The 25,236-nt window shown below is 43.9% G+C and carries 13 protein-coding genes and 1 pseudogene; 11 read left to right on the top strand and 3 right to left on the bottom strand.

What is annotated here, in order from left to right; genetic code table 11:
* Positions 1-224 precede the first annotated feature (224 nt).
* The 7 genes and pseudogenes from QL919_RS10745 to QL919_RS10715 all read left to right on the top strand — a co-directional run bounded on the left by QL919_RS10745 (position 225) and on the right by QL919_RS10715 (position 12,524).
* The gene (locus QL919_RS10745; RefSeq protein WP_264754719.1) at positions 225-2,237 is read left to right on the top strand and encodes a hypothetical protein; all 2,013 of its coding nucleotides are present in this window, start codon (positions 225-227) and stop codon (positions 2,235-2,237) included.
* Positions 2,238-2,517: 280 nt separating this feature from the next.
* Positions 2,518-8,760: a DNA repair ATPase gene (locus tag QL919_RS10740; protein WP_290189517.1), complete on the top strand. Its 6,243-nt coding sequence runs from the start codon at positions 2,518-2,520 to the stop codon at positions 8,758-8,760.
* 129 nt (positions 8,761-8,889) lie between these two features.
* Positions 8,890-9,051, top strand: a complete 162-nt coding sequence (locus tag QL919_RS10735; protein ID WP_084212304.1) for a DUF2256 domain-containing protein — start codon at positions 8,890-8,892, stop codon at positions 9,049-9,051.
* A gap of 241 nt (positions 9,052-9,292) precedes the next feature.
* The gene (locus QL919_RS10730; RefSeq protein WP_101210898.1) at positions 9,293-9,439 is read left to right on the top strand and encodes a DUF2256 domain-containing protein; all 147 of its coding nucleotides are present in this window, start codon (positions 9,293-9,295) and stop codon (positions 9,437-9,439) included.
* Positions 9,440-9,905: 466 nt separating this feature from the next.
* Positions 9,906-11,090, top strand: coding sequence for a YjgN family protein (locus tag QL919_RS10725; RefSeq protein ID WP_290189516.1), 1,185 nt, complete (start codon positions 9,906-9,908; stop codon positions 11,088-11,090).
* Positions 11,091-11,201: 111 nt separating this feature from the next.
* The gene (locus QL919_RS10720; RefSeq protein ID WP_290189515.1) at positions 11,202-12,410 is read left to right on the top strand and encodes a M48 family metallopeptidase; all 1,209 of its coding nucleotides are present in this window, start codon (positions 11,202-11,204) and stop codon (positions 12,408-12,410) included.
* Between the two features lie 12 nt (positions 12,411-12,422).
* Positions 12,423-12,524: pseudogene (locus tag QL919_RS10715) on the top strand (DUF2256 domain-containing protein).
* 85 nt (positions 12,525-12,609) lie between these two features.
* On the opposite strand, the gene QL919_RS10710 reads toward QL919_RS10715, so the two are convergent.
* Together QL919_RS10710 and metH are read right to left on the bottom strand one after the other, a co-directional pair.
* Positions 12,610-14,094, bottom strand: coding sequence for a hypothetical protein (locus QL919_RS10710; protein ID WP_290189514.1), 1,485 nt, complete (start codon positions 14,092-14,094; stop codon positions 12,610-12,612).
* 526 nt (positions 14,095-14,620) lie between these two features.
* Entirely contained in the window at positions 14,621-18,409 is a 3,789-nt protein-coding gene (metH, locus tag QL919_RS10705; RefSeq protein ID WP_290189539.1) for a methionine synthase, read from the bottom strand.
* 678 nt (positions 18,410-19,087) lie between these two features.
* Here metH and QL919_RS10700 point away from each other — a divergent pair.
* Entirely contained in the window at positions 19,088-19,642 is a 555-nt protein-coding gene (locus QL919_RS10700; RefSeq protein WP_290189513.1) for a fasciclin domain-containing protein, read from the top strand.
* 179 nt (positions 19,643-19,821) lie between these two features.
* On the top strand, positions 19,822-20,439 hold the full coding sequence (locus tag QL919_RS10695) for a fasciclin domain-containing protein (RefSeq protein WP_290189512.1): 618 nt from the start codon (positions 19,822-19,824) through the stop codon (positions 20,437-20,439).
* Positions 20,440-20,641: 202 nt separating this feature from the next.
* Here the strand turns inward: QL919_RS10695 and QL919_RS10690 are convergent, their stop codons facing one another.
* Positions 20,642-22,201, bottom strand: coding sequence for an alanine/glycine:cation symporter family protein (locus QL919_RS10690; RefSeq protein ID WP_290189511.1), 1,560 nt, complete (start codon positions 22,199-22,201; stop codon positions 20,642-20,644).
* Between the two features lie 970 nt (positions 22,202-23,171).
* Between QL919_RS10690 and QL919_RS10685 the strand changes: the two genes are divergently transcribed.
* Together QL919_RS10685 and QL919_RS10680 are read left to right on the top strand one after the other, a co-directional pair.
* Positions 23,172-23,804 carry a LemA family protein gene (locus tag QL919_RS10685; protein ID WP_290189510.1) on the top strand — a complete coding sequence of 211 codons (633 nt, stop codon included), beginning with the start codon at positions 23,172-23,174 and terminating at the stop codon, positions 23,802-23,804.
* Between the two features lie 355 nt (positions 23,805-24,159).
* Positions 24,160-25,236 (top strand): TPM domain-containing protein (locus QL919_RS10680; RefSeq protein WP_290189509.1); only part of this gene is annotated, 1,077 nt, incomplete at its 3' end.

Raw genomic sequence — 25,236 nt, 5'->3', positions numbered from 1 at the left:
AGTAAATAGACGGCAACGGTTAATGAATAATGATTCAGTAAGATAAAAATAAACTATTTTTAAGAATGGTCGTAACGGTTTTAAATTCGCTTGTGGTTGATTCAATATAATTGAGATACAAGAAAAGTGAGTGCAAGTCCTACGAATAGTAGGCTGAGCGCGTTTAATGCCGTATCTGATTTATGTGGGATTGACTATAGAATGTTTTAATTAAAGGAATGGATATGGACATACTCATTATCGTCGGCGTGGTTGTGGTGCTGGCGTTTGTTTTTATGATGGTAGCACTTTTGATGCTCAAAGCCTTTTACTTCAAGGTTGAGCAAGGCAAAGCACTGATTATCAATGGTGTGAGTAAAATCGCCGTACGTTTTGATGGTGGCTTTGTTTGGCCTATCATCAATAAAAAAGAATTGATGAGAATCTCACTCATCACCTTAGAGGTTGATAGACGCGGTAAAGAAGGACTGATTTGCGCGGATAATATGCGTGCGGACATTACTGTTGCATTTTATTTGCGAGTCAATGAAACCGAAGAAGACGTGTTAAAGGTTGCCAAATCGGTTGGGGTTGAGCGCGCCTCTGATAAAGTCGCTGTCAATGAGCTGTTTAACGCTAAGTTCTCAGAAGCACTAAAAACTGTGGGCAAGCAGATTGATTTCGTTAAGTTGTTTGAAAATCGCAGTGAGTTCCGTGACAGTATCGTCCAAGAAATCGGTAACGATCTGAATGGCTATGTCTTAGAAGATGTGGCGATTGATTATTTAGAGCAAACGCCGAAAGCCTCACTAGATTCAAGCAATATCTTGGATGCTGAAGGTATCAAAAAGATTACTCAGCTAACAGCCTTCCAAAACGTCATCACTAACGAGCTTGAGCGTGACGAAGAGTTGGCCGTTAAAAAGAAAAACGTTGAGACCAAAGAGGCAATGCTGGAGCTTGAGCGTCAACAAGCCGATGCCGAAGCCAAACAGCAACGTGAAATCTCTTCTGTCATTGCGCGTGAGACAGCTGAGACGCGCAAAATTGAAGAAGAAGAGCGCAAAAAGTCTGAAACCGCGATTATTTCAGTTGAGCAAGACTTAGCGATTCAGCGCGAAAACCAACAACGTGAAATTGAAGTGGCTGGTCAGAACCGCTTGCGTGCGGTTGTGATTGAAGAAGAGAAAGTCACGCGTGCTCGTGATTTAGAAATCGTCTCACGTGAGCGTGAAGTTGACTTACAACGTATCGAAGCTGAACGCGCAATTGAGCTTGAGAAAAAAGAAATCGCCAATGTCATTCGTGAGCGTATCGCGGTAGACAAAACGGTCGCGCAAGAAGAAGAGCGTATCAAAGAAGTCCGCGAAGTGAGCGAAGCCGAGCGTTCTAAACAGACGCGCGTATTGGCAGCCGAAGCAGACGCCGAAGAAATCAAAGTACGTCAGGTCAAAAAAGCCGAAGCCGAAGAGCTTTCAGCCAAGCACAAAGCCGTCGAGATTACCACGCTGGCTGCCGCTAATCTTGAAGCCTCAGCCAAAGACTCGGAAGCCAAAATTAAAATGGCGGAAGGTATCAAGGCTGAAGAGTCGGCACACGGCTTTGCCGAAGCGGCTATTCAAGAAGCCAAAGCGTCCTCGCTTGAAAAAGAAGGCATTGCCAAAGCCAACGTTATCAGAGCAACTGGTCAAGCCGAAGCGCAATCAGAGCGTGAAAAAGGCATGGCTGATGCTGAAGTTATCGCGGCGCGCGGCGAATCCAACGCCAAAGCTGAGCGTGATATCGGGCTGGCAAATGCTCAAGTTATCGCCGCTCAAGGCGAATCAAATGCCAAAGCGGAGCGTGAAGTGGGACTGGCAAAAGCGGAAGTCACCCGTGCGCATTTCCAAGCCGAAGCCGATGGTCTGGTCGAAAAATTCAATGCGATGGGCAGCATGAGCAAAGAAGCGCGCGAGCACGAAGAGTTCCGTATGGGTCTTGAGACTGCGCTGCAAGAAGCCATGGCGTCTATCGAAGCTGGTAAAGAGATTGCCAAAGAAAACGCTGAAGTCTTGGCGGTTGCGCTCCAAAAAGCCAAAATCGATATTGTTGGCGGTGAAGCGCACTTCTTCGATAACTTTGCCAAGTCACTGTCTATCGGTAAAGCCATCGATGGCCTAGCGGGTAAATCAGACACATTGAGCGGTATCATCAATACAATGATGGCCAGTCAAGTGATGACTAAAGCGAATAAGCAGAATGATGATGAAACGGCTTAGTATCATCGTTATTCGACACGACTGATTTATTATCAGCAAGATTTGACCCATAACTTTTTCATCAATAAGCAGTCTGTCATTTAGGTGGCGGATTGCTTTAACCAACTCAATCTAAACGCTTTAACAGAGCAGTAGTTAATGACTACTATTAACCATGAGTTGGCTAATCTAAAAAAACGAGTAGTCAATGCTGGTTTTTTTAGATTAGCCAAGTGCTTATTTAATTCAAAACTTCCTTAGATTTATCTTATTGCCCAAAAATACAAATGGACGAGCAACGATGGCGGACACCCAAAACGCAACCAATCCAAATAATACCAATAGTCATAATCAATCCGAGCAAACGGATCAAGCGGTCGCCTCAGGCAATGCTTATGAGCTTATTAAAAAGCGTCTTACTGAGCAGGGCAGTCGTCTAGAGCAGCAAACGGCCAAGCTGAACAATGCGCGCTTGCAAGAGTTTGGCAGTACCCAAATGCAAGTCATCGCTCGCACCCGCATTCGCACCGAATATAACTGTGTGGCGCAAGACATGGTGCAAGTCGGTGATTATATGCTATTCGGCTACAACGTCTTTATGGGTCTCAAACGCGCGAGCAATATCAAAGATGTGTTGTCGCTATATCGATTGATAGATCCTCCTAACAAGAATGTTGGTGATAATAATAGTGAAAGTGCTGCCGATATTGATAATGGTGAAAGCACGGCAAATACTGAAAGCGCTACAGATAACAATGGGAGCCGCGAACACACTGAGCAAGAGTATCAGCTAGAAGAAGTGGATCTAAAAAACACCTTCTTAGATCAAGAGGCCTTTGTTCAAGACTTTAATGAGCTGTATCGATATTATAAGCAAACACGGCTGATTCAGCTGACAGTCAAAGACAGCAAGCTGCTATTGGCGTTTCAAATTGGCGAGCGTATCACCGATATTCGCGTCTTTCGTTTTGCGTTAGATTTTAGTCAAGGCACACCTGAATCGGCTCAAATTGCTTACGTAGACAATCGAGGCGAGCGTGATATCGAGTTGCCGCCTGCTTACGATTTTGATTGGATTGAGACCACTCGCGAGCAGATGATTAATGGCAAGTATCCGCATATGAATATCTTAGATACGGTATTTGTAGAAACCGTCGGCGGCGATTTGACCATTAAAATTGAGGACAATACCCAGTCAGGGCAGGGTATCTATAGTGAGCCTGTAAATGATCGCACCCAGTCGCTGACCGATGCCGAGATTGCTTATGCCAAAGTTGGCAGTTTAATACTGCTCAAGATACTGCCGTATCGCGAAGACAGCTATCGCTATTTTGTTTATAACACCTTGACCGAAACGGTACTGCGTTTAGACGCAATTGGACAGTCGTGTGTGCAGCTGCCTGAGGATCACGGCATTATATTTCCGGGGGGTTATTATTTACAAACGGGCGAGTATAAGCTGTTTGATGCCAATAATGTCGGTGCCAAAGACTTAAAGTTTAAACGTAAAATCGTATCGCCCAATGGCGAAGATGTGTTGTTTTTATTCTATGATGTCGCTTTAGGTGTCACAGGTCTGTTTCCCTACAACCTTATCAAAAAGCAATTGGCAAACCCCATTTATTGTAATGGTATGGCGCTGTCAGAAAATGGGCGCTTGGTGCTGTTTAGTGACCAAAGTGAGCCGTCACGCATTCACCCGATGCAGATATGGCATACCCCTTATGCCTCTCCTGAGTATGTCAGTGAATTACCTGAAAGCACGAGCTTCTATGGCAAAATTGGCAATAAAGAATTGGTGCGCGGCATCTCAGATCTCTATAGCATCACCCGCCTCATTGACAATCAAAGCGTGTCACAAAAGCTCTATGAAGAATTAGCCGACAATACTAGCCGTCTCTTTGATAGCTATTACTGGCTGTCTGAGCCTGAGCTGAGTGAAGTCGCCAGTAGTATTAAGGAAGTGACGGCGACGGCTGAATTGGTGATTGATGAGTTCGCCAAAGTACAAAGCATCCAGAAGCAAACCCAAACGGCATTGGCCGATGCCGACACGCAGCAAAATGAGATTTTGCGGCAGATACGCGTTACCACCTTTGAGTCTGCCAGTGATTATGTCGATCAGCTGTCAGCATTAAGACGGCAAAAGGGCCGTTTGGTTAGCCTAGAGGATTTACGCTATTTAGATAGTGATAAATTAGAAGCGTTGCAGACTCAGCTAGCAACAGCAGAGAGCGAGCTTGCCGAAAAAACCGTGCTGTTTTTAAGCGGGGAAGAGGCACTCTCAAGTTACGAAGGTATATTGATCGATGTCAGTGAGCGTTTACATACCGCAGAAACCAATGCTGAATTAAAACCTGTACTAGAAAAAATTGATGAGACAGCGCAAGGCTTAGATTTGTTGACTGAGCTATTAGGCACATTAGATGTTGCTGATGCTACGGTACGTACCCAAATTATCGATGATATATCGACCATTTATGCGAGTCTCAATCAGAGCAAAGCCAAGCTTAATCATAAGCGCAAAAATTTAGGATCGGCTGAAGCAGTCGCGCAGTTTGGCGCGCAGTTCAAGCTATTTGGTCAGTCGATTGCTAATGCCTTATCCATTGCCAATACGCCTGAGAAATCAGACGAGCAAATGGCAAAATTGCTGGTGCAGTTGGAAGAGTTAGAAAGCCAGTTCGCGGACCCAGAGAGCGGTAGTGGCGATCAATTTTTAGCCGACATCATCAGCAAGCGTGAAGAGATTTACGAGACTTTTGAGAATCATAAGCAGCAATTGCTCGATGCCCGCAACCGCAAAGCGCAGAACTTAGGCGATGGCGCGCTGCGGATGCTTGAGAGTATCAAAAAACGCACGCAAAGCACAGGCGTCACCGGCTTTAAGGAAGAGGAAACGCTCAATACGTATTTTGCTGCCGACGGACTGGTACAAAAAGTACGTAATATAGCCAAAGAGTTGCAAGCGATGGGCTTTAGTGTCAAAGCTGATGACATCGATGCCCGCTTAAAAGCCATTCAAATCGAAAGCTATAAGAGTCTAAAAGATAAGTCAGACTTGTTTGAAGATGGTGGTCAAATCATCAAACTGGGCAAGCACCGCTTTTCAGTTAATACTCAGCCGCTTGATTTGACCTTATTGAGTCGTCAACAGTCAGATGGCAAGCGTGTGCTGAACTTACATCTAACGGGAACAGATTATTATGAAGTGCTTAATAATGCTGAGCTAAACGCCTTGCGGCCGTACTGGGATATGAATATCGCATCCGAATCTGACAAGGTATACCGTGCGGAGTACTTGGCTTATAGCATTATCGAAAGTGCCAAAAATAGCCAAGACGGCCTGACTGAAACGCGCCTATATCAAGCATACGATGCGACCATCATTACCCTTGATATTAATGGTGATATTGATAATGACAGCCCATTGTCTAAATTGGTCAAAGCTTACGCCACCCCTCGCTATCAGCTCGGTTATGACAAGGGCATTCATGACCATGATGCCACGCTATTATTGATGCAAATACTACCGACATTGCGTGAAGCAGGGCTACTGATTTATACCTCGCAAGTACGTGCCTTGGCACAGTTGTTTTATTGGCAATTGAACCTCGTGCAAGCGCTTGGCTTAGACGCCTTACGTCAGTTTGGTTATGATAATTGGCTGAATGAATCAGTGCTGACGCGTGCGAGCAACTGGACAGATAGAGCCGCTACCGCTGAGCAACTGCGCCGTGCACTGGGTAGCGACACAGCCAAATCTCTGCTCGTTGAGGACATGAGTCAAATCATGCATCAGTTTGTCGCCGCTCATAATGATGACAGCATTGGTGTTAATAAAGGCAGTAGCGTTGATAACGGCGCTAGTAAGCAGTCAAAATCAGGCTTGGATTCAAAGCTAGGTTCTGAAAATAGCGATATTCATAACGCTAACATCTTTAAACCAAGCTATGTCCAGCTTGCCAGTGAGTATCTGGTGAGCGTCATAGGGCAGGCGAGTATCTCTGATAGTGGCGTAGATGCCAAGATAGACTGGCAAACGAGTCAACAAGCGCAGCAGTTGTGTGAGCAGTTAAGCCAAACGTTGAATAGCGCTGCCGGCAGCACGCAAAATACGACCAGTTTTGAGCAGCTACAGTCTTCTATCAGTAAGCTGGGTTTTCAACCCAAGTCAGCCTATGAGCTACTAGCCACATGGTTTCATGCGTTACTTGATAAGACCTATGGTGATACTGAGTCGGCTAACGTATCAGCTGATGGCACGGATGAGGCAGGCGCGGCCCTCACTGAAGAGCAGCTTGCTGAGAGTAAGGAAAAAGAGGCGCTACGCAAGCAACAGCTAGAGAGTGGCCGTCATTATGTGCCCGAAGCCATTGCTGTCTTGCTTACCCAGTTAAATGATGCTCAGCGTGAAGCCTTGGTACAGCGCCTCATTGATTCAGGTATTAGTTTCGATAATAGCGCCACTAGCACGCCATCTACGTTGTCATTCTCAGCCACAACCTCGCTGACCAGCCTCAACAATCCGCTCAATCAAGTGCAGAGCTTTGAGCGCAGCACAGGTAAAGTATCGCTTGAGATTCAAATTAATAACTTACTAGGTGAGCATACACGTATTCATCAGCAGACCTTGACCTTTGCGGTCGATGACTTCTTAAATCGTCTGCATCACCATGATACCCAAGTCATCCCTGCTTACAGACGCTATCTAGCCATGCGCTCAGAGATTTTGCATGATTCAAAAGAGACGTTGCGACTGGACGAGTTTATGCCGCGACCACTGTCCTCCTTTGTGCGTAACCGTCTGATTAATGAGAGCTATTTGCCGTTAATTGGTGACAACCTCGCCAAACAGATGGGCACGGTCGGCGAGGATAAGCGTACCGATCTGATGGGTATCCTAATGATGATATCGCCACCAGGTTACGGTAAAACCACCTTGATGGAGTATGTGGCCAATCGTCTCGGCCTTATCTTTATGAAGATTAACTGTCCATCACTCGGTCATGATGTCACCTCATTAGATCCCGAAAAAGCACCTAATGCCACCGCCCGAGAAGAGCTGAATAAAATCAACTTAGCCTTTGAGATGGGCAATAACGTCATGCTCTATCTCGATGATATTCAGCATACGCATGCGGAATTTTTGCAGAAGTTTATCTCATTAGGTGATGGCACGCGCCGTATCGATGGCGTCTGGCAAGGCAAAACCAAAACCTATGACATGCGTGGCAAAAAGTTCTGTGTGGTCATGGCGGGTAACCCGTACACCGAAAGCGGTGAGGCCTTTAAAGTCCCTGATATGCTTGCCAACCGCGCCGATATCTATAACTTGGGCGATATTATGAGCGGCATGGAAGAGGTATTTGCGCTCAGTTATATTGAAAACTCACTCACCTCTAATACCGTTCTCGCACCACTGGCCAACCGTGACTTAGCGGATGTTCATCGTTTGATTAAAATGGCAAAAACGGACAATGCCAACCTCGCCCAAGCACAGAGCAGCGAGCTGACGTATCCGTATAGCACTTCAGAGGTTAACGAGATTATCGCCATCTTGCGCCATATGTTTAGGGTGCAAGAAGTCATTCTTGACGTTAATCAAGCCTATATTGCCTCAGCATCACAAGATGATAAATACCGTGTCGAGCCGATATTTAAGCTGCAAGGCAGTTATCGTAATATGAATAAGATGACCGAAAAGCTATCGGCGGTCATGAATGAAAACGAGCTGAACCAGCTGATAGACGATCACTATTTGGGTGAGTCGCAGCTATTGACCCAAGGCGCAGAGAGCAACCTTCTAAAGCTTGGCGAGATGCGCGGTGTGTTAACTGACGCAGAAAAAGAGCGTTGGGCACAAATCAAAGCCGACTTCTTACGTAATAAAGCCATGGGCGGTGAAGACGGTGATACTGGCGCGCGTATCGTTGCCCAGTTGGTCGACTTGGCTAGTGGCTTCAATACCATCAGTAGCCAGTTTGAGACATACTTAACGAAAAATGACCCAGAGCAAATCGCCCGCTTACGACAAGCAGGACAACAAGCACAACTCAATGCCCAGTTAGAAGCACAGAAAATCATTGCCGATAGCGTCATTAACAATGCCAAAGTCGTCAGCGACAGTATCGACCATAGCTTTGAGAAAAGCGTGAGTCAACTGGTACAAATATATAAGCACAATCACAATACTGAAAAGGCGGAAGGCGAGTATCTCAAACAAAATCAAGGCGCGCAAAAAGCGCTGATGATGCAGCTGGTGGATGCTGTTGAGCAACTGGCACAAAAAATGGCTGATAGCTTGTCTAATAGCTTAACAGAGAGCCTGCTTAAGAATGATGAGAACCAAACGGCAGACAGCGATACGCTTGATGTTCATCAACAGACCGCGCTGATGGCAACAGCTCTTAAAGAAGCGCTTACGCCACTGACGATGCGGATGGATGAGAAGCTGGCAATTGATAGCAGTACCGATCAATCCGGCAAGCTTATCGTCAATAGCCTCAACAGGCTAAACAAAATCTTTGATGACTATGATTGATACTGACGATTAACGCTTATAAGCAATAATGATAATTAGAACTTATAATTAATAGGCTATAGCGATAAGTTATTGATGTATAGTCGTGGCAGTTGATTCGACTATGTTAAACAAACCAATGAGAAAAGTATGGCGCACAAAAAGAAAAACGTCCGCAAAAAACTCTGCCCTGTCTGTGAGCGCGAATTTAGTTGGGCGAAGAAGTTGGATAAAAACTGGGAGAGTATGGTCTATTGTTCCGACCAATGCCGCCGCGTAAAAAAGTATGAAGGGTTAGATCATCAAAAGTAAGAATTTAAATCTAAATTTCGCGTTGGTTGTAGGCTGGGTTTTTAACCCAGCCTTTTATACTATATTCAGTCCAATATGAAAAAGATACAGCGGGACTGGGATGCTTAGTTTTTAATATGATTTTTGCAGCCTCTGTCGGCATAGGCACAGCAAGCCAGAAAAATTTATACCAGTTTCGCGTTATTAAATAACGTATCCATTTTATTTAGTATTAACTATACAAAGTGACGCAGGGAAGCTCATGGCACACAAAAAAGCAAACCTACCGCAAAAAGTATGCCCAGTCTGTCAGCGCCCATTTACGTGGCGCAAGAAGTGGGAAAAGGATTGGGAGCAGGTGATTTATTGTTCTGAGCGCTGTCGGCGGAGTAAGGATAAAACAGAGTAATTTTAAATGTCGATAATAGAAAACTGCCACGTCTTTAATCGAAGTATCTTTAAAAAGTAGAAGGTGCAGCTCATTTTTTGTTTTGCTAGGCTTTATCAATTCATAAAAACTCAATAATCAAAATCTCAGTCGTTGCTAGATGTTAGCTAATGACTACAAAGAATGTTATTTGAATCATGGTCAAAACGTGAAATAGCGAATCGATTCTATCTCATTCAGCACTCCGGTCGCGATAACATCGCAAAAATATTTCAATCAACAAAATTCCATAAAATACTCGAAGTTACTAAGCTTATAATCTATAATGCTTTTTTTAAATTTTCTGTTTTTCAACAGACCCTAATATCTCAAAAATATACTCAATTTAACTCATATTCAACTAGGTCATGTTCTTATTTTTATTACTATTTTAAAATGCGGACACGCCCTAAACATTCACATCAAATTTTAAGGTTCTAAGGATAGGATGAAACAAATACAATTTAAAGGTGACGGATCAGAGTATTTTAAGATATGGATTGTGAATGTTTTATTGTGCATCGTCACCATAGGCATTTATTACCCTTGGGCAAAAGTACGTACGCGTCGATATTTTTATGCGAATACTGAATATGCAGATCGATATTTTGATTACCATGCCACCGGAAGACAGCTGTTTCTGGGCTACTTAATCGGTGTGCTGATATTGCTTGCCCTACAGGTGGTAGGCTCTGTTTTACCTACCGTCGGAGTCATTTTACCCATTGTTTTATTTGCTTTTATTCCTTGGATCATCTGGCGCAGTCTCAAGTTCAATATGCGCATGACCAGCTTTAGCAACGTGCGCTTTAGCTTCATAGGCAATCTAAAGCCCGCCTATATTATTTATATGCTTATACCCATATTGGGTTATGCAGCAGTTGCGTTGCTGGCCTTTGGTAGCCTAGTCCCAATGACCAGTCTAGATGAAGGTTCTGATTTAAGTTTTGCCTTCATACTATTTGCCGTAGGTATCATTGCCGCGATAGCCATAGGCATTTTTGTCACAGGACTCTTTACAAAAAAAGCAGCAGAATACCAGATTGGTCAGACAAAATTTGGTCAAGGTCATTTCTTCATCAACATCAACACCGAAAAATTTATAAAAATTCAACTTAAAAAAATGCTAATCATTATTGGTTGTTTATTTGTCCTATTAATACTCTCCGGCTTAATATTTGCGTCTACGTTGTCGGGCGGATTTAACCTTGGCAGTATTTCCAGTGACATCGAAAGCGCAGATGCAAATCCATTATTCGTTGTTGGGTTTTTGGTTATGTATTTTGGTTTTATTGCCACGTTCTTATTCGCTACAGCCTATTCATTTAGCCGTCAACGTCAGTATCTGTTCGAAAATACCACGTTGGATAGAGCCATCACTTTTAAGTCAACCGTCAGCGCTAAAGGTTATTTTTATGTGTTAGCGACCAATATGCTATTGGTTCTATTTACTGCGGGCTTAGCATTGCCTTGGGCAAAAGTCCGTGTGGCCCGTTATATCGCTGATAACTCTTGGATAGAAGCCTTAGATATAGATATCAATAGTTATCTGACCCAAAAAGAGCAAGAGCAGTCTGCTATTGGTGAAGAAATTGGTGATGTTTTAGATATCGATATAGATATTGCCATCTAAGCCAGATCCTATTAACCGATACCTTATTGATCGACACCTTATTTCAATCATGGCTTGGTTAATGGCATCCTTGATTGCTTCGTTTAGCTAGTGGATACAGTGAGAACAGTAATGATAAATTCAATATCAGGCAAATGGTATCCCAAAGACAGCTCGGTTCAATACGCCGCGCAACTCACGGTAGCTAAAACGAGATATGAGGTAAAAATTGTATCTAGTGAGACTGGTAACGACAGCGAAAGACATCAAAATATCACGGGTCAGTGGTCGCAAGTGACGATCAATGATCGCTTAGGAAATACTGAACGCAAGCTTACACTTACTGATGGCTCACTCTTTACGACTCACAATAATGATGCTATCGATACTATAATCAATAGTAATAAAAACAGCGATACAGCCTCAAAGTGGCGTTTACGCTTACATCGTCATGAAACAAAAATGACCAGCGTCTTGACGATGTTGGTCATCACTGTTGTTTTTGTATTTAGTTTTATTAAATGGGGTATTCCTTGGACGAGTCAAACAGTCGCTCATGCGCTCCCTCAGCAGACAGGCGAGTTTATAGGTCATCAGTCATTAGATTTTATGGATCGTTATTTTTTAGAACCCACTCAAATAAGTGATGCTGAACAACAGCAAATCATATCTCGGTTTAAGACACGCCTTAAACCATTCGGTGGTGATGACAATATTCAGTATCGGCTACACTTTCGGGATATGAGCATAGGCGGCTCAAGTCTGCCAAACGCTTTTGCATTACCGTCTGGCGATATTATTTTGACCGATAAGTTTGTAGAATTGAGCCAAAATGATGATGAGATAGATGCGGTACTGTTACATGAGATGGGTCATGTGGTCGAGCGTCATAGCTTAGAGATGTTCACTCAAAACTCATTAACCACGATGATTGTGATATTGGTATTGGGCAACCCAGACGGTATCAGTGAGCTTGCTACGGGGTTGGGCACGGCACTGGTGTCAAATCACTATTCACGTCAGTACGAAACCGAAGCCGATGAGTTTGCCTTTAACAAGATGCTTGAGATTGGCATTGATCCAAAGGCCTTTGGAGATATCCTGAGCCGTATGGAAGACTACTCGACCACGACCAATGCAGAAGAGGTCGATGACGCCGCAGATCAGCAAGAAGGTGAAGTTGATAATGGAAAAGTTGAAGCCAATAATGAAAAAGCTGAAGCGGTTGAAGAAGACAAACTGTCCGACTTCTTATCAAGCCATCCTAATACCCAGTTGCGAATTAAAATGGCACAGAGATATAGCAAATGCTTTAAGCAGGGGTTAAAGGTTTGTGAATGAAGAAAGTAAAAAATCTGCCCCGTCTGCTAGCGTGCTTTTACTTGGCGTAAGAAGTGGGAGCAGGTGATTTATTGTTTAGAAAAGTGTCGGCAGGGAAATATAAAAAATGACTAGACCAAAAATAACAAATTCAGCCGATATGTTTATATCGGCTGAATTGTATTTTTATACTTTTATTTTTGCATTGTTATTTTGATAGCTACTGACGATCAAAAATCACCGTTTCACCGTCATTGTTTTGTACTTCAATTTGATCCTCGTAGCCGTTGAAGGTCAGTGTATCGCCTGAGACGCTGATGTTCATCTGATAAAAGAACGATAAATCATTACCACCAGTATTGCTGTATAGCGACTGACCGAGGGTAAACAGTCCATTATTACCTAAGGTATAAAGATTCCAGTCCATACCAGAAGGTGGCATTTCAGGCTCATCAAAAGGCGGCTTTTCATCGACTTCTATGTGAAAGAAGGTTTGGTCATCTAAGAACCCAACTAAGGTAAGTTCGTCATCAACCTGACCTGCTTTTGCCTTCCAAATACCTAGCTCATTTTGGGACTTGGCTTTGGTAAACTGATACTTTTCGTCGTTGTCGACTATACCGCTATCGTCCTCGTCGACGCCTAAAGTTAGGATGTCATCAGTGATTTGTACCGTTCTTAGTACCTCATCTGATAAGCCAGCGCTGCCATTATTATCAAAAATGACATCGTCAATTTCTAATTCATTATTTGCTTTTAGCGAGTATTCGCCCCACTCAATACCATTATCCGAGCCTCTTGAGGAAGTAGGACCCGTGACTTGGGTTTGTAAATAGGTGCCATCGTCTAAAAATGATAGAGTCACTAGCTCTTCGTTACCAAGATCCATTCGCCACAGCCCTGATAGCATCTGCGCATCGACTGGCTCTGTAACAGCAGTTCTTGAGAAGGTAAATGAATCGTCATCGACATCAAGGATGAGCTTCTCATCATCAGTCACGCGCGCGTAACGAGTGCTCGGCTCTGATAGCCCTTTGTCAGCATTACTATCAAAGGTTTGAGTGGTTGTGAGTTGATTGGTGGATGGGTTGATCGCATAAGTACCCCATTCAAGACCGTTTTCATCGTTATCAACTGAGAGATCCGAATTTACCTGTACATGAACATATTGACTATCATCTAAAAAAGCGACTCCAATCAGCTCATCATCTGTATCGTCTACATCATCAAAGCTCCAAGCGCCTACGATGCCATCGGGCTGGATTTCTGAAAACTTATATTGCTCATCACTATCGATGCTACCGTTTTCGTTTTCATCGACTTGCAGGATCAACTTGCCGTTAGATACATGGGCTGATAGATTTGGCGCATCTGATAAACCCATATCGCCATTTTCATCAAACCGTTGCGTGGTGGTTAGTTTGCCGGTTTTTTTATCAATACTATATTCACCCCATTCGAGGCCGCCCTCTGGATCATCCACTGATGAGTTATTGTTAACTTGAACCTGTACATAAGTGCCATCATCCATAAAAGAGATGGCTGACAAATTGCCATTAGCATCATCTTCACTCCAAAAACCAACAATATTGGTATCGATATCTGATGAAGTGGGCGGTGGGTTAAAGTCTGAATTATCATCGTTACACCCTTGTAAAACGAGCGCGGTGGCGATGGTTAATAGTGCTAGTTTGAATGATTTCATTTTTATCTCTCCTTGAATTAAAATGTAAAATCTCACTTAGCTTAAACGTTACGTCCTTGTCTCTACCCAACGTAGAAAAATAAAATACCCTCAAAACAGCGGCATAGAATATAAGAAAAAAAACATATTTATATCCTTAAATATAAATATATCAAAAATAATTAAGGCGTGCTCATAAAAATAAGAGTTTTTTTGCATAATAGATTAGGGTGAATCGTGATTGAATGAATGATGTTTAGAATTAAAGGCAGTCAGTTTGAAGAGGGGTTATTGGTAAAAACAGACATGATTATTTATTATTTTAATTAACTGTTTTTACTCTAAGGCTTGACTGGCGGGGCTTAGTGAGTAAAAAAAATAGAGATTGAAAGAGACAGTTAAAAGGTAAAGATATAGGCAATAAAAAACCGCCATATTGTCTACTGCATTTTTATCAAATGAAGTAGACAATGTGGCGGTATGTTTAAGGCTTATAACGACATAGTTTGTTTCAAAAAACGATGTCGTATATCAAACTGTTGAATTCCTACAAATTTGGATTTAACCACTTCTCAGCAGTTTTGATATCCCAGCCTTTACGCTCAGCATAACTCTCTAACTGATCGCTGCTGATTTTACCGACGTTGAAGTACTCACTATCAGGATGCGAATAATAAAAGCCGCTGACCGATGACGCAGGCCACATTGCAAAGCTTTCAGTTAGCGTCGTGCCGATAGCCTCAACTGTGCCGAGCCAGTCAAAGAGTTTGCCTTTTTCGGTATGTTCAGGACAGGCCGGGTAGCCCGGCGCGGGGCGAATACCGACGTATTTTTCTTTAATCATCTCATCATTGGTTAGATTTTCATCAGCCTGATAACCCCAATAATCTTTACGAATCAGTTCATGCAGATGCTCAGCGAAGGCTTCGGCTAAACGGTCAGATAACGCCTGTACCATGATAGCATTATAGTCATCGCCTGCCTCTTTGTACTTTTCAGCCAGTGCTTCTGTCCCAACTATCGACACCGTAAAGCCACCTAAGTAATCGGTATGGGTGTCCGATGGTGAGATAAAGTCTGCCAAGCTAAAGTTCGGCTTGCCACTGGCTTTATCGCTTTGCTGACGTAAATGCTCAAACTGATAGGTCGGTTTGCCGCCATCAGCTGGACTGTTGTCATAGACGGTGACCGTATCCGCGCCAGTGCGCTTGGCTGGCATCAGTTTAAACACACCTTTGGCCACGATTAAGTTTTCATCAATCATTTTTTGCAGCATGTCTTCTGCATTGTCAAACAAATCACGTGCCGCTTCGCCGACCACATCGTCTTGCAAGATTTTTGGGTATTTACCCGCCAGACCCCAAGAGATAAAGAACGGTGTCCAGTCGATGTATGGCAGTAGGTTGGTGATAGGATAATCATCAAATATCACTTGTCCGAGTTTATTAGGTACAGGTGGCACATAGTTTTCCCAATCATCTTTAAAGCCAACCTTGATGGATTCGGCATAAGACAGCTTTGCCGCTTTTGGTTGGCGTTTGGCGAGACGCTCACGTACCTTGATATACTCTTCTCGGGTTTCATCAATCAAGCCTTGACGGTGTTCTTTAGAGAGCAGCTTGGTGACTACGCCGACCGAACGTGAGGCATCCGCTACATAGATGACGCCATTGTTTTGATATTGCGGTTCTACTTTGACCGCCGTGTGCGCTTTAGAAGTCGTTGCCCCGCCGATCATCAAGGGGAGATTCATGCCGCGCTCTTGCATTTGCTTGGCGACATAGACCATCTCATCGAGACTCGGGGTAATCAGACCAGATAAACCGATGATATCGACTTTTTCAGCAATAGCGGTATCGAGGATTTTTTCACACGGTACCATCACGCCCAAGTCGACGATGTCATAGCCGTTACAGCCGAGTACCACACCGACGATGTTTTTACCGATGTCATGGACATCGCCTTTAACGGTCGCCATGAGGATTTTACCTTTGACCTCACCCTCGACTTTTTCCGCTTCGATATACGGGTTTAGCCAGGCCACCGATTGCTTCATCACACGCGCAGATTTGACCACTTGCGGTAAGAACATTTTACCCGCGCCGAATAAATCCCCGACGATATTCATCCCGTCCATCAGTGGCCCTTCGATGACTTCTAGCGGTTTGGGGTACTTCTTCCACGCCTCTTCAGTATCGGCCTCAATAAAGGTAGTGATGCCTTTGACTAGCGCATGAGCGATACGATCTTCTACTGTGCCTTCGCGCCAGCTCATATCGATAGTGCTGTCTTTTTTCTTACCGTCGTTTTGATAGTTCTCTGCGACCGTCATCAAGCGCTCAGTGGCATCTTGACCGCTGTCACCTTGATTGCGATTGAGCATCACATCTTCGATCGCGTCGCGAGCTTCCTTCGGGATGTCGTCATATATCTCAAGCATGGCAGGGTTGACGATACCCATCGTCAGACCGTTTTGAATCGCATGATAGAGGAATACCGAGTTAATGGCTTCACGAATCGGATTACCACGGAAGCTAAACGAGACGTTGGATACGCCGCCCGATACCATCGCATTAGGCAAGTTATCCGTAATCCACTTAGTGGCATTGATAAAATCAGCGCCGTAGTTATTGTGCTCAGTGATACCTGTAGCGACCGCAAAAACGTTGGGGTCAAAGATGATGTCCTCAGACGGGAAACCAACTTCATTGACCAGCACGTCATAGCTGCGCTGACAGATTTGGATTTTACGCTCATAAGTATCGGCTTGTCCGTCTTCATCAAAGGCCATGACGATGACTGCGGCACCGTAGCGCATGCATAGTTTGGCACGTTCGACGAACTCATCGTAGCCTTCTTTTAGGGAGATGGAGTTGACGACACATTTACCCTGCGTACGCTTCAGGCCTTCTTCGATGATGTCCCATTTAGATGAGTCTAGCATCAAAGGCACACGGCTAATATCAGGCTCGCCTGAGACTAAGTTGACGAAATGAATCATTGCCTGCTTGGAGTCGAGCATGCCCTCATCCATATTGATATCAACGATTTGCGCGCCGCCCTCTACCTGATCACGGGCGACCTCTAGTGCTTCGGTATAGGCTTCGGTTTTAATCAACCGTAAGAATTTCTTCGAGCCAGTGACGTTGGTACGCTCACCGACGTTGACGAATAGGCTGTCAGACGTGATGTTAAATGGCTCAAGCCCTGATAGTCGGCAGGCAGGTGCTATTTCAGGAATCTCGCGCGGTGGGTAGTTTGCCACCATATTAGCAATTTGGCGGATATGCTCAGGTGTCGTACCACAGCAGCCGCCGACGATGTTTAAGATACCCGCTTTGGCAAAGCCTTCTAGCAGGGCAGTGGTTTCCTTTGCCGATTCATCATATTCACCAAACTCATTGGGCAAGCCCGCGTTCGGATGCGCCGAGACATATGTATTGGCGATATTAGACAACGTTTGGATATGTGGGCGCAGCGCATCAGCACCAAGCGCACAGTTGAAGCCAACAGATAACGGCTTGGCATGGCGAATCGAGTTATAAAACGCCTCAGCGGTTTGGCCAGATAGCGTACGGCCTGAGGCATCGGTAATCGTACCCGAAATCATAATCGGTAGCTCAAAGCCGATATCATCGAAGACGCCAGTAATCGCAAATATCGCGGCTTTAGCGTTTAGCGTGTCAAAGATGGTCTCAATCAAGATGATATCGACACCGCCTTCTATCAGTGCCAGCGTCGCTTCACGGTAATTTAGCACCAACTCATCAAAAGTAATGTTACGAAAGGCAGGGTCATTGACATCAGGGGATAGCGAGCAAGTACGCGACGTTGGGCCAACGACTCCAGCGACGAATCGTGGCTTGTCAGGGGTCTTAGCAGTAATTTCATCAGCAGCTTCGCGCGCTAATTTAGCCGCAGTCTTGTTCAGCTCTGGCACCAGATATTCCATATCGTAGTCAGACATCGACAGACGCGTGCCATTAAAGGTATTGGTCTCGATAATATCTGCACCAGCCGTTAGGTGGTCACTGTGAATCTCTTTGATCATGTGCGGCTGGGTTAGCACGAGCAAATCGTTATTGCCACGCACATCTTGGCTAATATCTGCAAAGCGCTCGCCGCGATAGTCCGCTTCTTCTAGCTTATAGTTCTGAATATGCGTACCCATCGCGCCATCAAGCATAAGGATGCGCTTTTGCATTTGCTCAACGATTCGGGCGCGTGCGCTTAGCTGCCTTTCTTTAAAAGGGAACACAGCAGGTGGCGTCAGGATGAAGTCATCAGTTGTTTGTGATGTGCTAGAGGTGTTAGCTTGAGAAGGAGTCTGTGTCATCGCTTGAGTCATAGGAACGCTGCTTATATCTTCAGTATTATAAAGGGGAGGGATAACAAATAGGCTGCAGATTTTTTTAAATAGAATAGGCAAATCCGCATTATTTTAGCATGAAAAATAGTTAACAGACGTCATAGTACATATTCCTTTGTACCATATGATAAATAAGAGGATATGTCTGCTGCTTGCGTCATCAATTGCATATTTAAGCGCAAGTATAGATTTTATGGCATAAAGCAAGTGAGCACAAATGAATATCATTTCGCTCAGAGATTACATAAAGCTTTGATTTCAACCATAAAAAGCTAATAGTTTACCTAAAACACTGACAAAACTTACATCGATATCACAAAAAATAGCGTAAATACGGATTGATGGTCGGGTGCTGTATGCTAATTTGCGTACATAAGGATTCGCCTCTCATAAGTAGCACTTGTAAGCCGTGGCGTCGGTTGTGTCATCAGTTTTGTAAGTATTGGCACTCATTAAGTACTGGCGCTCGAAAGGATATATGGATATCACCTTTATAGGATGCGGTATGCGCAAGTGATTTAGATGTAAAGTGATGAATATAAAAATGCAGCTGTTATTGTCTTATGGATTAGCAAACCTTATGAGTGAATCTTTAAACGATATCCAACCATATAAAACAAAAATCTCATAATCAAGGATGTAAATATGGAAATCTCTAAACTCGCTACTATCAGCACATTGGCGATATCAATCGCTGGCTTGAGTGCTTGTAATAATATGATGCCTGTCAAAGATACGCAGATGAAAGCACCTACGCACAGTCAGCCAATGGCAAAAATGAACGTGGTACAAATTGCCCAAAGTAATTCAGACTTTTCGCTATTGGTAGAGGCATTACAAGCAGCAGATTTGGCGGGGGCATTGTCTGACACTAGCGCCAGCTACACGATATTGGCACCGACTAACGCTGCTTTTGCAAAAGCACTGCAAGAGAACGGTATGACCAAGGCAGAACTGTTTGCCAATAAGCCACTGCTGACCAAAATCTTGACCTATCATGTTCTAAAAGGCAATACCTCGGTTTATCAAAAGCATGTAAGACCAGGTAACTACACCATGCTTAGTACAGATACCTTGGTCATTACCCCACAAGGTAAGTTAAAAGACGAGAATGGCCGCATTACTAATATTCTAAAGACGGATATTGCTGCTAGCAATGGTGTGATACATGTGATCGATCGCGTATTGATGCCCAAATAAGTATTTGTATTTTTATAGCAAATAATGAATAGCTATAAAGCCTATTTTTAGACGCTGTTTTTAGCCGTTATTTTTAAATGACTGCTCATAGAAGTTAGGTTAAGTTTCACTAAGTATTGAATACTACTAATTTCTCAAATTTTACTCACTTTTGAACGCTAACACCAAAGGAAATACCTATGTTAAAGAAAAATCTACTATCTATCGCCGTCGTTACCGCAGCTATGTCATTGGCCGCTTGTAACGATACTGAAACGGTTGCTGAGCCAGTTGAGCCAGAAGTAACCACTGAAGAGATGGCAGTTGAACCTGCTGAGCCTATGGTCGACACTGATCCAATGGCTGAGACCGAAGTGGCTGGCACTGATATGGTTGCTACTCAGAGTATTGGTGAAATGGCAGCTGGTAACGAGAACCTAACCATCTTGACTGAAGCGCTGCAATCAGCAGAGCTAGACGACATGATGATGGCTGACGGTCAGTACACAGTATTTGCTCCAACAGATGCGGCCTTTGCTGCCCTGCTAACCAAGCTAGACATCACTAAAGAAGAGCTACTAGCGGACAAAGAGCTGCTAACTGGTGTGCTAACGTATCATGTGGTACCTATGGTCGTAAAAGCAGCTGACATTCCTTATGGCAATGAAATTGAAACGGCGAATGGTCAAACATTCTCTATCAGTGATGCCAATGTGATTACAGATGCTAGCGGTAACTCAGCCAATATCACCGCAACAGATATGACAGCAACCAATGGTGTTGTGCATGTGATTGACACTGTATTGCTACCAAAATAAGCACAATTTGAGCAAAATGATTTATGAATATTATGTAAGAACCCAGCCCTCGCGCTGGGTTCTTTGTATTTAGACTTTCTATAAAAAACACCAATTTGGAAGTGACCCGAAAGCAAAAGCCCGAGACCATGGTCCCGGGCTTTTGCTTTATCTACTTTAATACTAATGAATAAGCACTAACCACCAGCTACTTTATAGAGTATTACTTATGCTCTTTATGTAGTGGGTCAGCTGCCATTCTTTTTTGCTCTTGTAAATGACGTTCTTCCCAATAAGTCGCATTTTTGATACCGAATTTTTTCGGATCAAAGACGAATCGTTTAGAAGTCGTACCGCCACCTGCTTTGAGCTGTGCTTCGTAATCTCGCAGGATATCGATAGCAGGACGAGCCACAAAGAAGATAACAATGATACCAACGATGTTCAACCAAGCCATCAAGCCAACACCAACGTCGCCAAGTCCCCAGATATAACCTGAGCTATTTAGCGCACCATAACCAACCATAAACATGATGACAAGTTTTACAACGAATTGACCTGCTTTACTAGCGCCAGTACCCATAGAGCGGGTGAGGTAAGAGATGTTGACCTCAGCGATGTAGTAGTAAGCCAAGATAGTGGTAAAGGCAAAGAAGAATACGGCTACAGCGATAAAGGTGTTACCGAATGTACCGTAGACAGATTCCATCGCCATTTGGGTAAATGAAGGTGAGTTAATCTCGACGGTTGCTGCAACGTTTTGAACCAAGAACTGACCATCAGGTAGTTCGCCTTGAATGTTGTACATACCTGTAGACAAAATCATAAAGGCAGTCGCAGAACAAACAAGTAAGGTATCAACGTAGACTGAGAATGCCTGTACCAAACCCTGCTGTGCAGGATGGTCGACGGCAGCAGCAGCAGCAGCGTGAGGACCGGTACCTTGACCAGCTTCGTTTGAGTAAATACCACGCTTCACACCCCAACCGATAGCAGCACCAAATCCTGCTTGAGCAGTAAAGGCATCACCAATGATTGAACCGAACACTTGCGGAATCATGCTGAAGTTTGCAAACATGATAAGGATGGCTAGAACAATATAACCAACTGCCATAAAAGGAACAGCATATTCGGTAAAGGTTGCAATACGCTTGATACCACCGAAGATGATGAAACCTAAGACAACTAAGATAAGACCAAGAGCGACAACACGAGTCGTGCCGGTTTCTATACCCATGAAATTCATGGCAGAACCTTCGCCTGCGACCTGAGCCACAGCGTTAATCACACCGTTCGCCTGTACGCCAGGTAAGAACACACCACACGCTATGATCGAAGCGATAGCGAATAAAATACCGTACCACTTTTGACCAAGCGCACGCTCGAAGTAATAAGCTGGACCACCGCGATACTCGCCGGTTACGACGTCACGCTCTTTATAAATCTGACCGAGAGTCGATTCAACATAAGCAGTGGATGCGCCTAAGAATGCCACAACCCACATCCAAAATACCGCACCTGGGCCACCGAAGCCAATGGCAGCAGCAACACCAGCGATGTTACCCATACCCACACGACCGGCAAGTGAAACAGCTAATGCCTGAAATGACGAGATACCAGCATTATCAGGTTTACCCTTAAATAGCAGTCTAAGCATTTCTTTGAATAAACGTACTTGTACAAAGCGCGTCATAATTGAATAGAAGAGACCTGCACCCAAGCATAAGTAAATTAATGCTGGGCTCCAAATAATTCCGTTTGCTAGATTGACTAAACTTTCCATATTATGTATTCCTAGTACTGTCTCAAAGTGGCGCTGTATGCTAGGAGTAAGCTAACTGGTTAACTTACTTATTCAAGTTAAGCAGTTAAATTATCTGCATCGACTAAACTATATCAGTTAGGTCTCATACGCGCTTAGCCACTAAGAATGGACTGTAGTTGTCTGTATTTATCCACATGGCTGATCAGCAATGTCAATCCTATGCTTACCGCTTATCTATTTAATGTTGGCTGCGGCTGCATTTGTTGCTGTCCCAATTATTGCGGTATCCTATCATCACGAAATAACTGAGATGAATTATAAGTAGACCAGCGGATAAAACAGGCGGTTATATAAATAGACGCTTATCTTGCTTATAGCATCCAATTTGCTATGAGCGATACAGTCTGACCACACAGTTGGTATCGAAAATCGAATCAGTATTTGACGATTTATTAGTGTTTTCATACAGCTGCTAATCATGCGCTAATACTAATCAAACTATAAGTCCACTACCAAATGTATTCAAACCGTACTGCTACGTAACTGCAATTTGCCATATTTTTATAGCAATTACTAGAAATTTCTTTATATATAGGTGTATATGTTTAGATTTATTGGGTTAATTTACCAATCATATAGCTGTGATGTGTTCAAACTATAGCTCACCTTACCGTTCGTCAGATTGTAATCTGCTACTCTATGAGTCATTAGTTTGTAGCCATTAATTTATGAGTACTGACTACAAATAGTAAGAGGCTTGCTGTTTTAGCGTTTATGAATCATTTTTATCGAATGAAGAGTATGAGCGAGTAAGTAGTGGGTCAGTCGATGACAGAGGTTTGCGGTTGTGTTTTGGTAACGATGAATTGTAAAAGTGCCGTTATAGCGCCATTATTAGCAGCATAATTAAAAGACAACCGTTCATTTGCTATCGTGTGTTTTATAATAAATGGATAAACGGTATTTATCACTATTAGGAGAAATAACAATGACGCGTAAATCTATTGCAAAACCTATGTTGTTGGCAGCAGTATTGGCCACTTCTACTGTTGGTTTGAGTGGTTGTGGTTATAACAATCTTCAATCACAAGACGAGCAAGTGACGGCGTCGTGGTCAGAAGTGGTTAACCAATACCAGCGTCGTTCGGACTTGGTGCCTAACTTGGTCAAAGTGGTTCAGCAGTACGCCGAGCAAGAGCAAGAAGTCTTTACTCAAGTCGCTGAGGCACGCTCACGTGCGGGTGGCATCACAGTCACGCCAGAGGTCCTTAACGATCCAGAAGCCATGGAGCGCTATGCAGCTGCGCAAGAGCAGATGACCGGTGCATTGTCACGTTTGATGGCGGTGTCTGAGCGTTATCCTGAGCTAAAGTCAGACGCGTTGTTCCAAGACCTGCAAGCACAGCTAGAAGGGACAGAGAACCGTATTGCTGTTGCTCGTAACCGTTATATCCAAGAAGTCCAAGGCTATAACACGACGGTACGTCAGTTTCCAACCAATATCACCGCAAAAGTATTTGGCATGGATACCAAACCAAACTTTAGCGTGGCGAATGAAGAAGCCATCTCGACCGCGCCAAGTGTGGATTTCGGTGATTCGTCTGAAGCCACTGCTGAGTAATTGCTGTTGGTTGAATAAGCGTATAAGCGTTAAATCAATAAGTAAATAAGGCGGTATTGTATATTGGCTGCTCTATTTACTATTCAGTAAAGGTTCTAGAGGTGTCTTACTTTCGATTGATATAAGTGGCTTTTTGCTGAGTACTTGTAGGACTTAAAACTTGTATGACCGATGGTGCTAAAGAGTCGTTTAATGGCTATCGCTCAGTAATTTTTTCTGGATGCTTTTTGTTTAATGCTTTGGCATAAAATCGCTCATTATCAGTAATAAGCTCATTGCTAACGATATCATTAGCATTGATAGTGTTCATACCCATTAATTCAGTACAGATGTCACTTGAGGTGGTATAGATTAGATGAATAATTCAAAAGCAATCTTATCAGTATTACTATTCGCGCTAAGCATGAGTGGTGCGCCTGTGCTGTATGCTGCATCCGACGCCAATGTTAACGATACCGCTGTTGCTACCGATAGTACTTCGACCATGCAAAATCGTAGTGTCGAGGAGTTGGTGGCGCTTGCTAAGGCAGGTGAGTCGAATGAAGCCATCAACGATGCGGTGCTCGGTAATGACGCTATCAATGACGCCATACTTGGCAATGATGCTATCAACCCTAATGCGGCTAATAATGAAGCGACTGCAGAAGCACAGCCGACGGCTCAACCACCAGTACAGTCCACTGCAGAGAGTATCGATGCTGACAAGCTCATACTGAATTCACCAGTGGTTGATCAAGCCAATATCTTGAACCCGCAAGAAAAACAACGATTAGAGGCTCAATTAAGGGGTATCTATCAGCAAGGTCTTGCTCAAGCGGCAGTTGTTATCGTTCCTACGACCAATGGTGTGCCCATCTTTGACTATGCGTTACAGGTTGCAGAAAAATGGCAGCTAGGCAATCAAGATATTGATGATGGTTTATTAATGGTCGTCGCTGTCAATGACCGTGATATGTATATTTTGACTGGTTATGGACTAGAAGGGGTGTTGCCAGATGCCGCAGTCAATCGCATCATCCGTGAAGATATTACGCCATTGTTTAAGCAAAATGATTATGGCGCTGGGATATTGGCAGGTGTTGGCGCGCTAAATGCACGCCTGACCGCTGATCCTGACGTATTAGCGCGTGCTGATGCACAAGCAGCTGAGCGCAGTGCGCAGCAAGGATCTGATGAAGTGCCGTCGCCTATTTTCTTATTTATTATGGCGATGATATTTGGTAGCTTTATTACCAGTATTTTTGGTCGAGTATTCGGCTCTATCCTCACTGCAGGCGGTTTCTTTGCAGGCTCGCTAGCCTTAGGCGGCGGATTCTTTATGACCGTGATTATGGCAATATTTTTATGGCTATACTTGATTTCACGCGGAGGAGGCGGCGGTGGTAAAGGTGGCCGCGGTGGTGGACGTCGGGGTGGCGGCATGATATTCCTA

This window comes from Psychrobacter sp. APC 3426, from assembly GCF_030408035.1.
In the GTDB taxonomy this organism is placed as follows: Bacteria; Pseudomonadota; Gammaproteobacteria; order Pseudomonadales; family Moraxellaceae; genus Psychrobacter.
The sequence above is the reverse complement of the archived record's forward strand: the minus strand, read 5'-3'. Positions and strand labels throughout refer to the sequence as shown.

Excerpts from the sequence above, each read along its gene's own strand:
- QL919_RS10745 (WP_264754719.1), top strand. The coding sequence starts at position 225 with ATGGACATACTCATTATCGTCGGCGTGGTTGTGGTGCTGGCGTTTGTT.
- QL919_RS10740 (WP_290189517.1), top strand. The coding sequence starts at position 2,518 with ATGGCGGACACCCAAAACGCAACCAATCCAAATAATACCAATAGTCAT.
- QL919_RS10735 (WP_084212304.1), top strand. The coding sequence starts at position 8,890 with ATGGCGCACAAAAAGAAAAACGTCCGCAAAAAACTCTGCCCTGTCTGT.
- QL919_RS10730 (WP_101210898.1), top strand. The coding sequence starts at position 9,293 with ATGGCACACAAAAAAGCAAACCTACCGCAAAAAGTATGCCCAGTCTGT.
- QL919_RS10725 (WP_290189516.1), top strand. The coding sequence starts at position 9,906 with ATGAAACAAATACAATTTAAAGGTGACGGATCAGAGTATTTTAAGATA.
- QL919_RS10720 (WP_290189515.1), top strand. The coding sequence starts at position 11,202 with ATGATAAATTCAATATCAGGCAAATGGTATCCCAAAGACAGCTCGGTT.
- QL919_RS10710 (WP_290189514.1), bottom strand. The coding sequence starts at position 14,094 with ATGAAATCATTCAAACTAGCACTATTAACCATCGCCACCGCGCTCGTT.
- metH (WP_290189539.1), bottom strand. The coding sequence starts at position 18,409 with ATGACACAGACTCCTTCTCAAGCTAACACCTCTAGCACATCACAAACA.
- QL919_RS10700 (WP_290189513.1), top strand. The coding sequence starts at position 19,088 with ATGGAAATCTCTAAACTCGCTACTATCAGCACATTGGCGATATCAATC.
- QL919_RS10695 (WP_290189512.1), top strand. The coding sequence starts at position 19,822 with ATGTTAAAGAAAAATCTACTATCTATCGCCGTCGTTACCGCAGCTATG.
- QL919_RS10690 (WP_290189511.1), bottom strand. The coding sequence starts at position 22,201 with ATGGAAAGTTTAGTCAATCTAGCAAACGGAATTATTTGGAGCCCAGCA.
- QL919_RS10685 (WP_290189510.1), top strand. The coding sequence starts at position 23,172 with ATGACGCGTAAATCTATTGCAAAACCTATGTTGTTGGCAGCAGTATTG.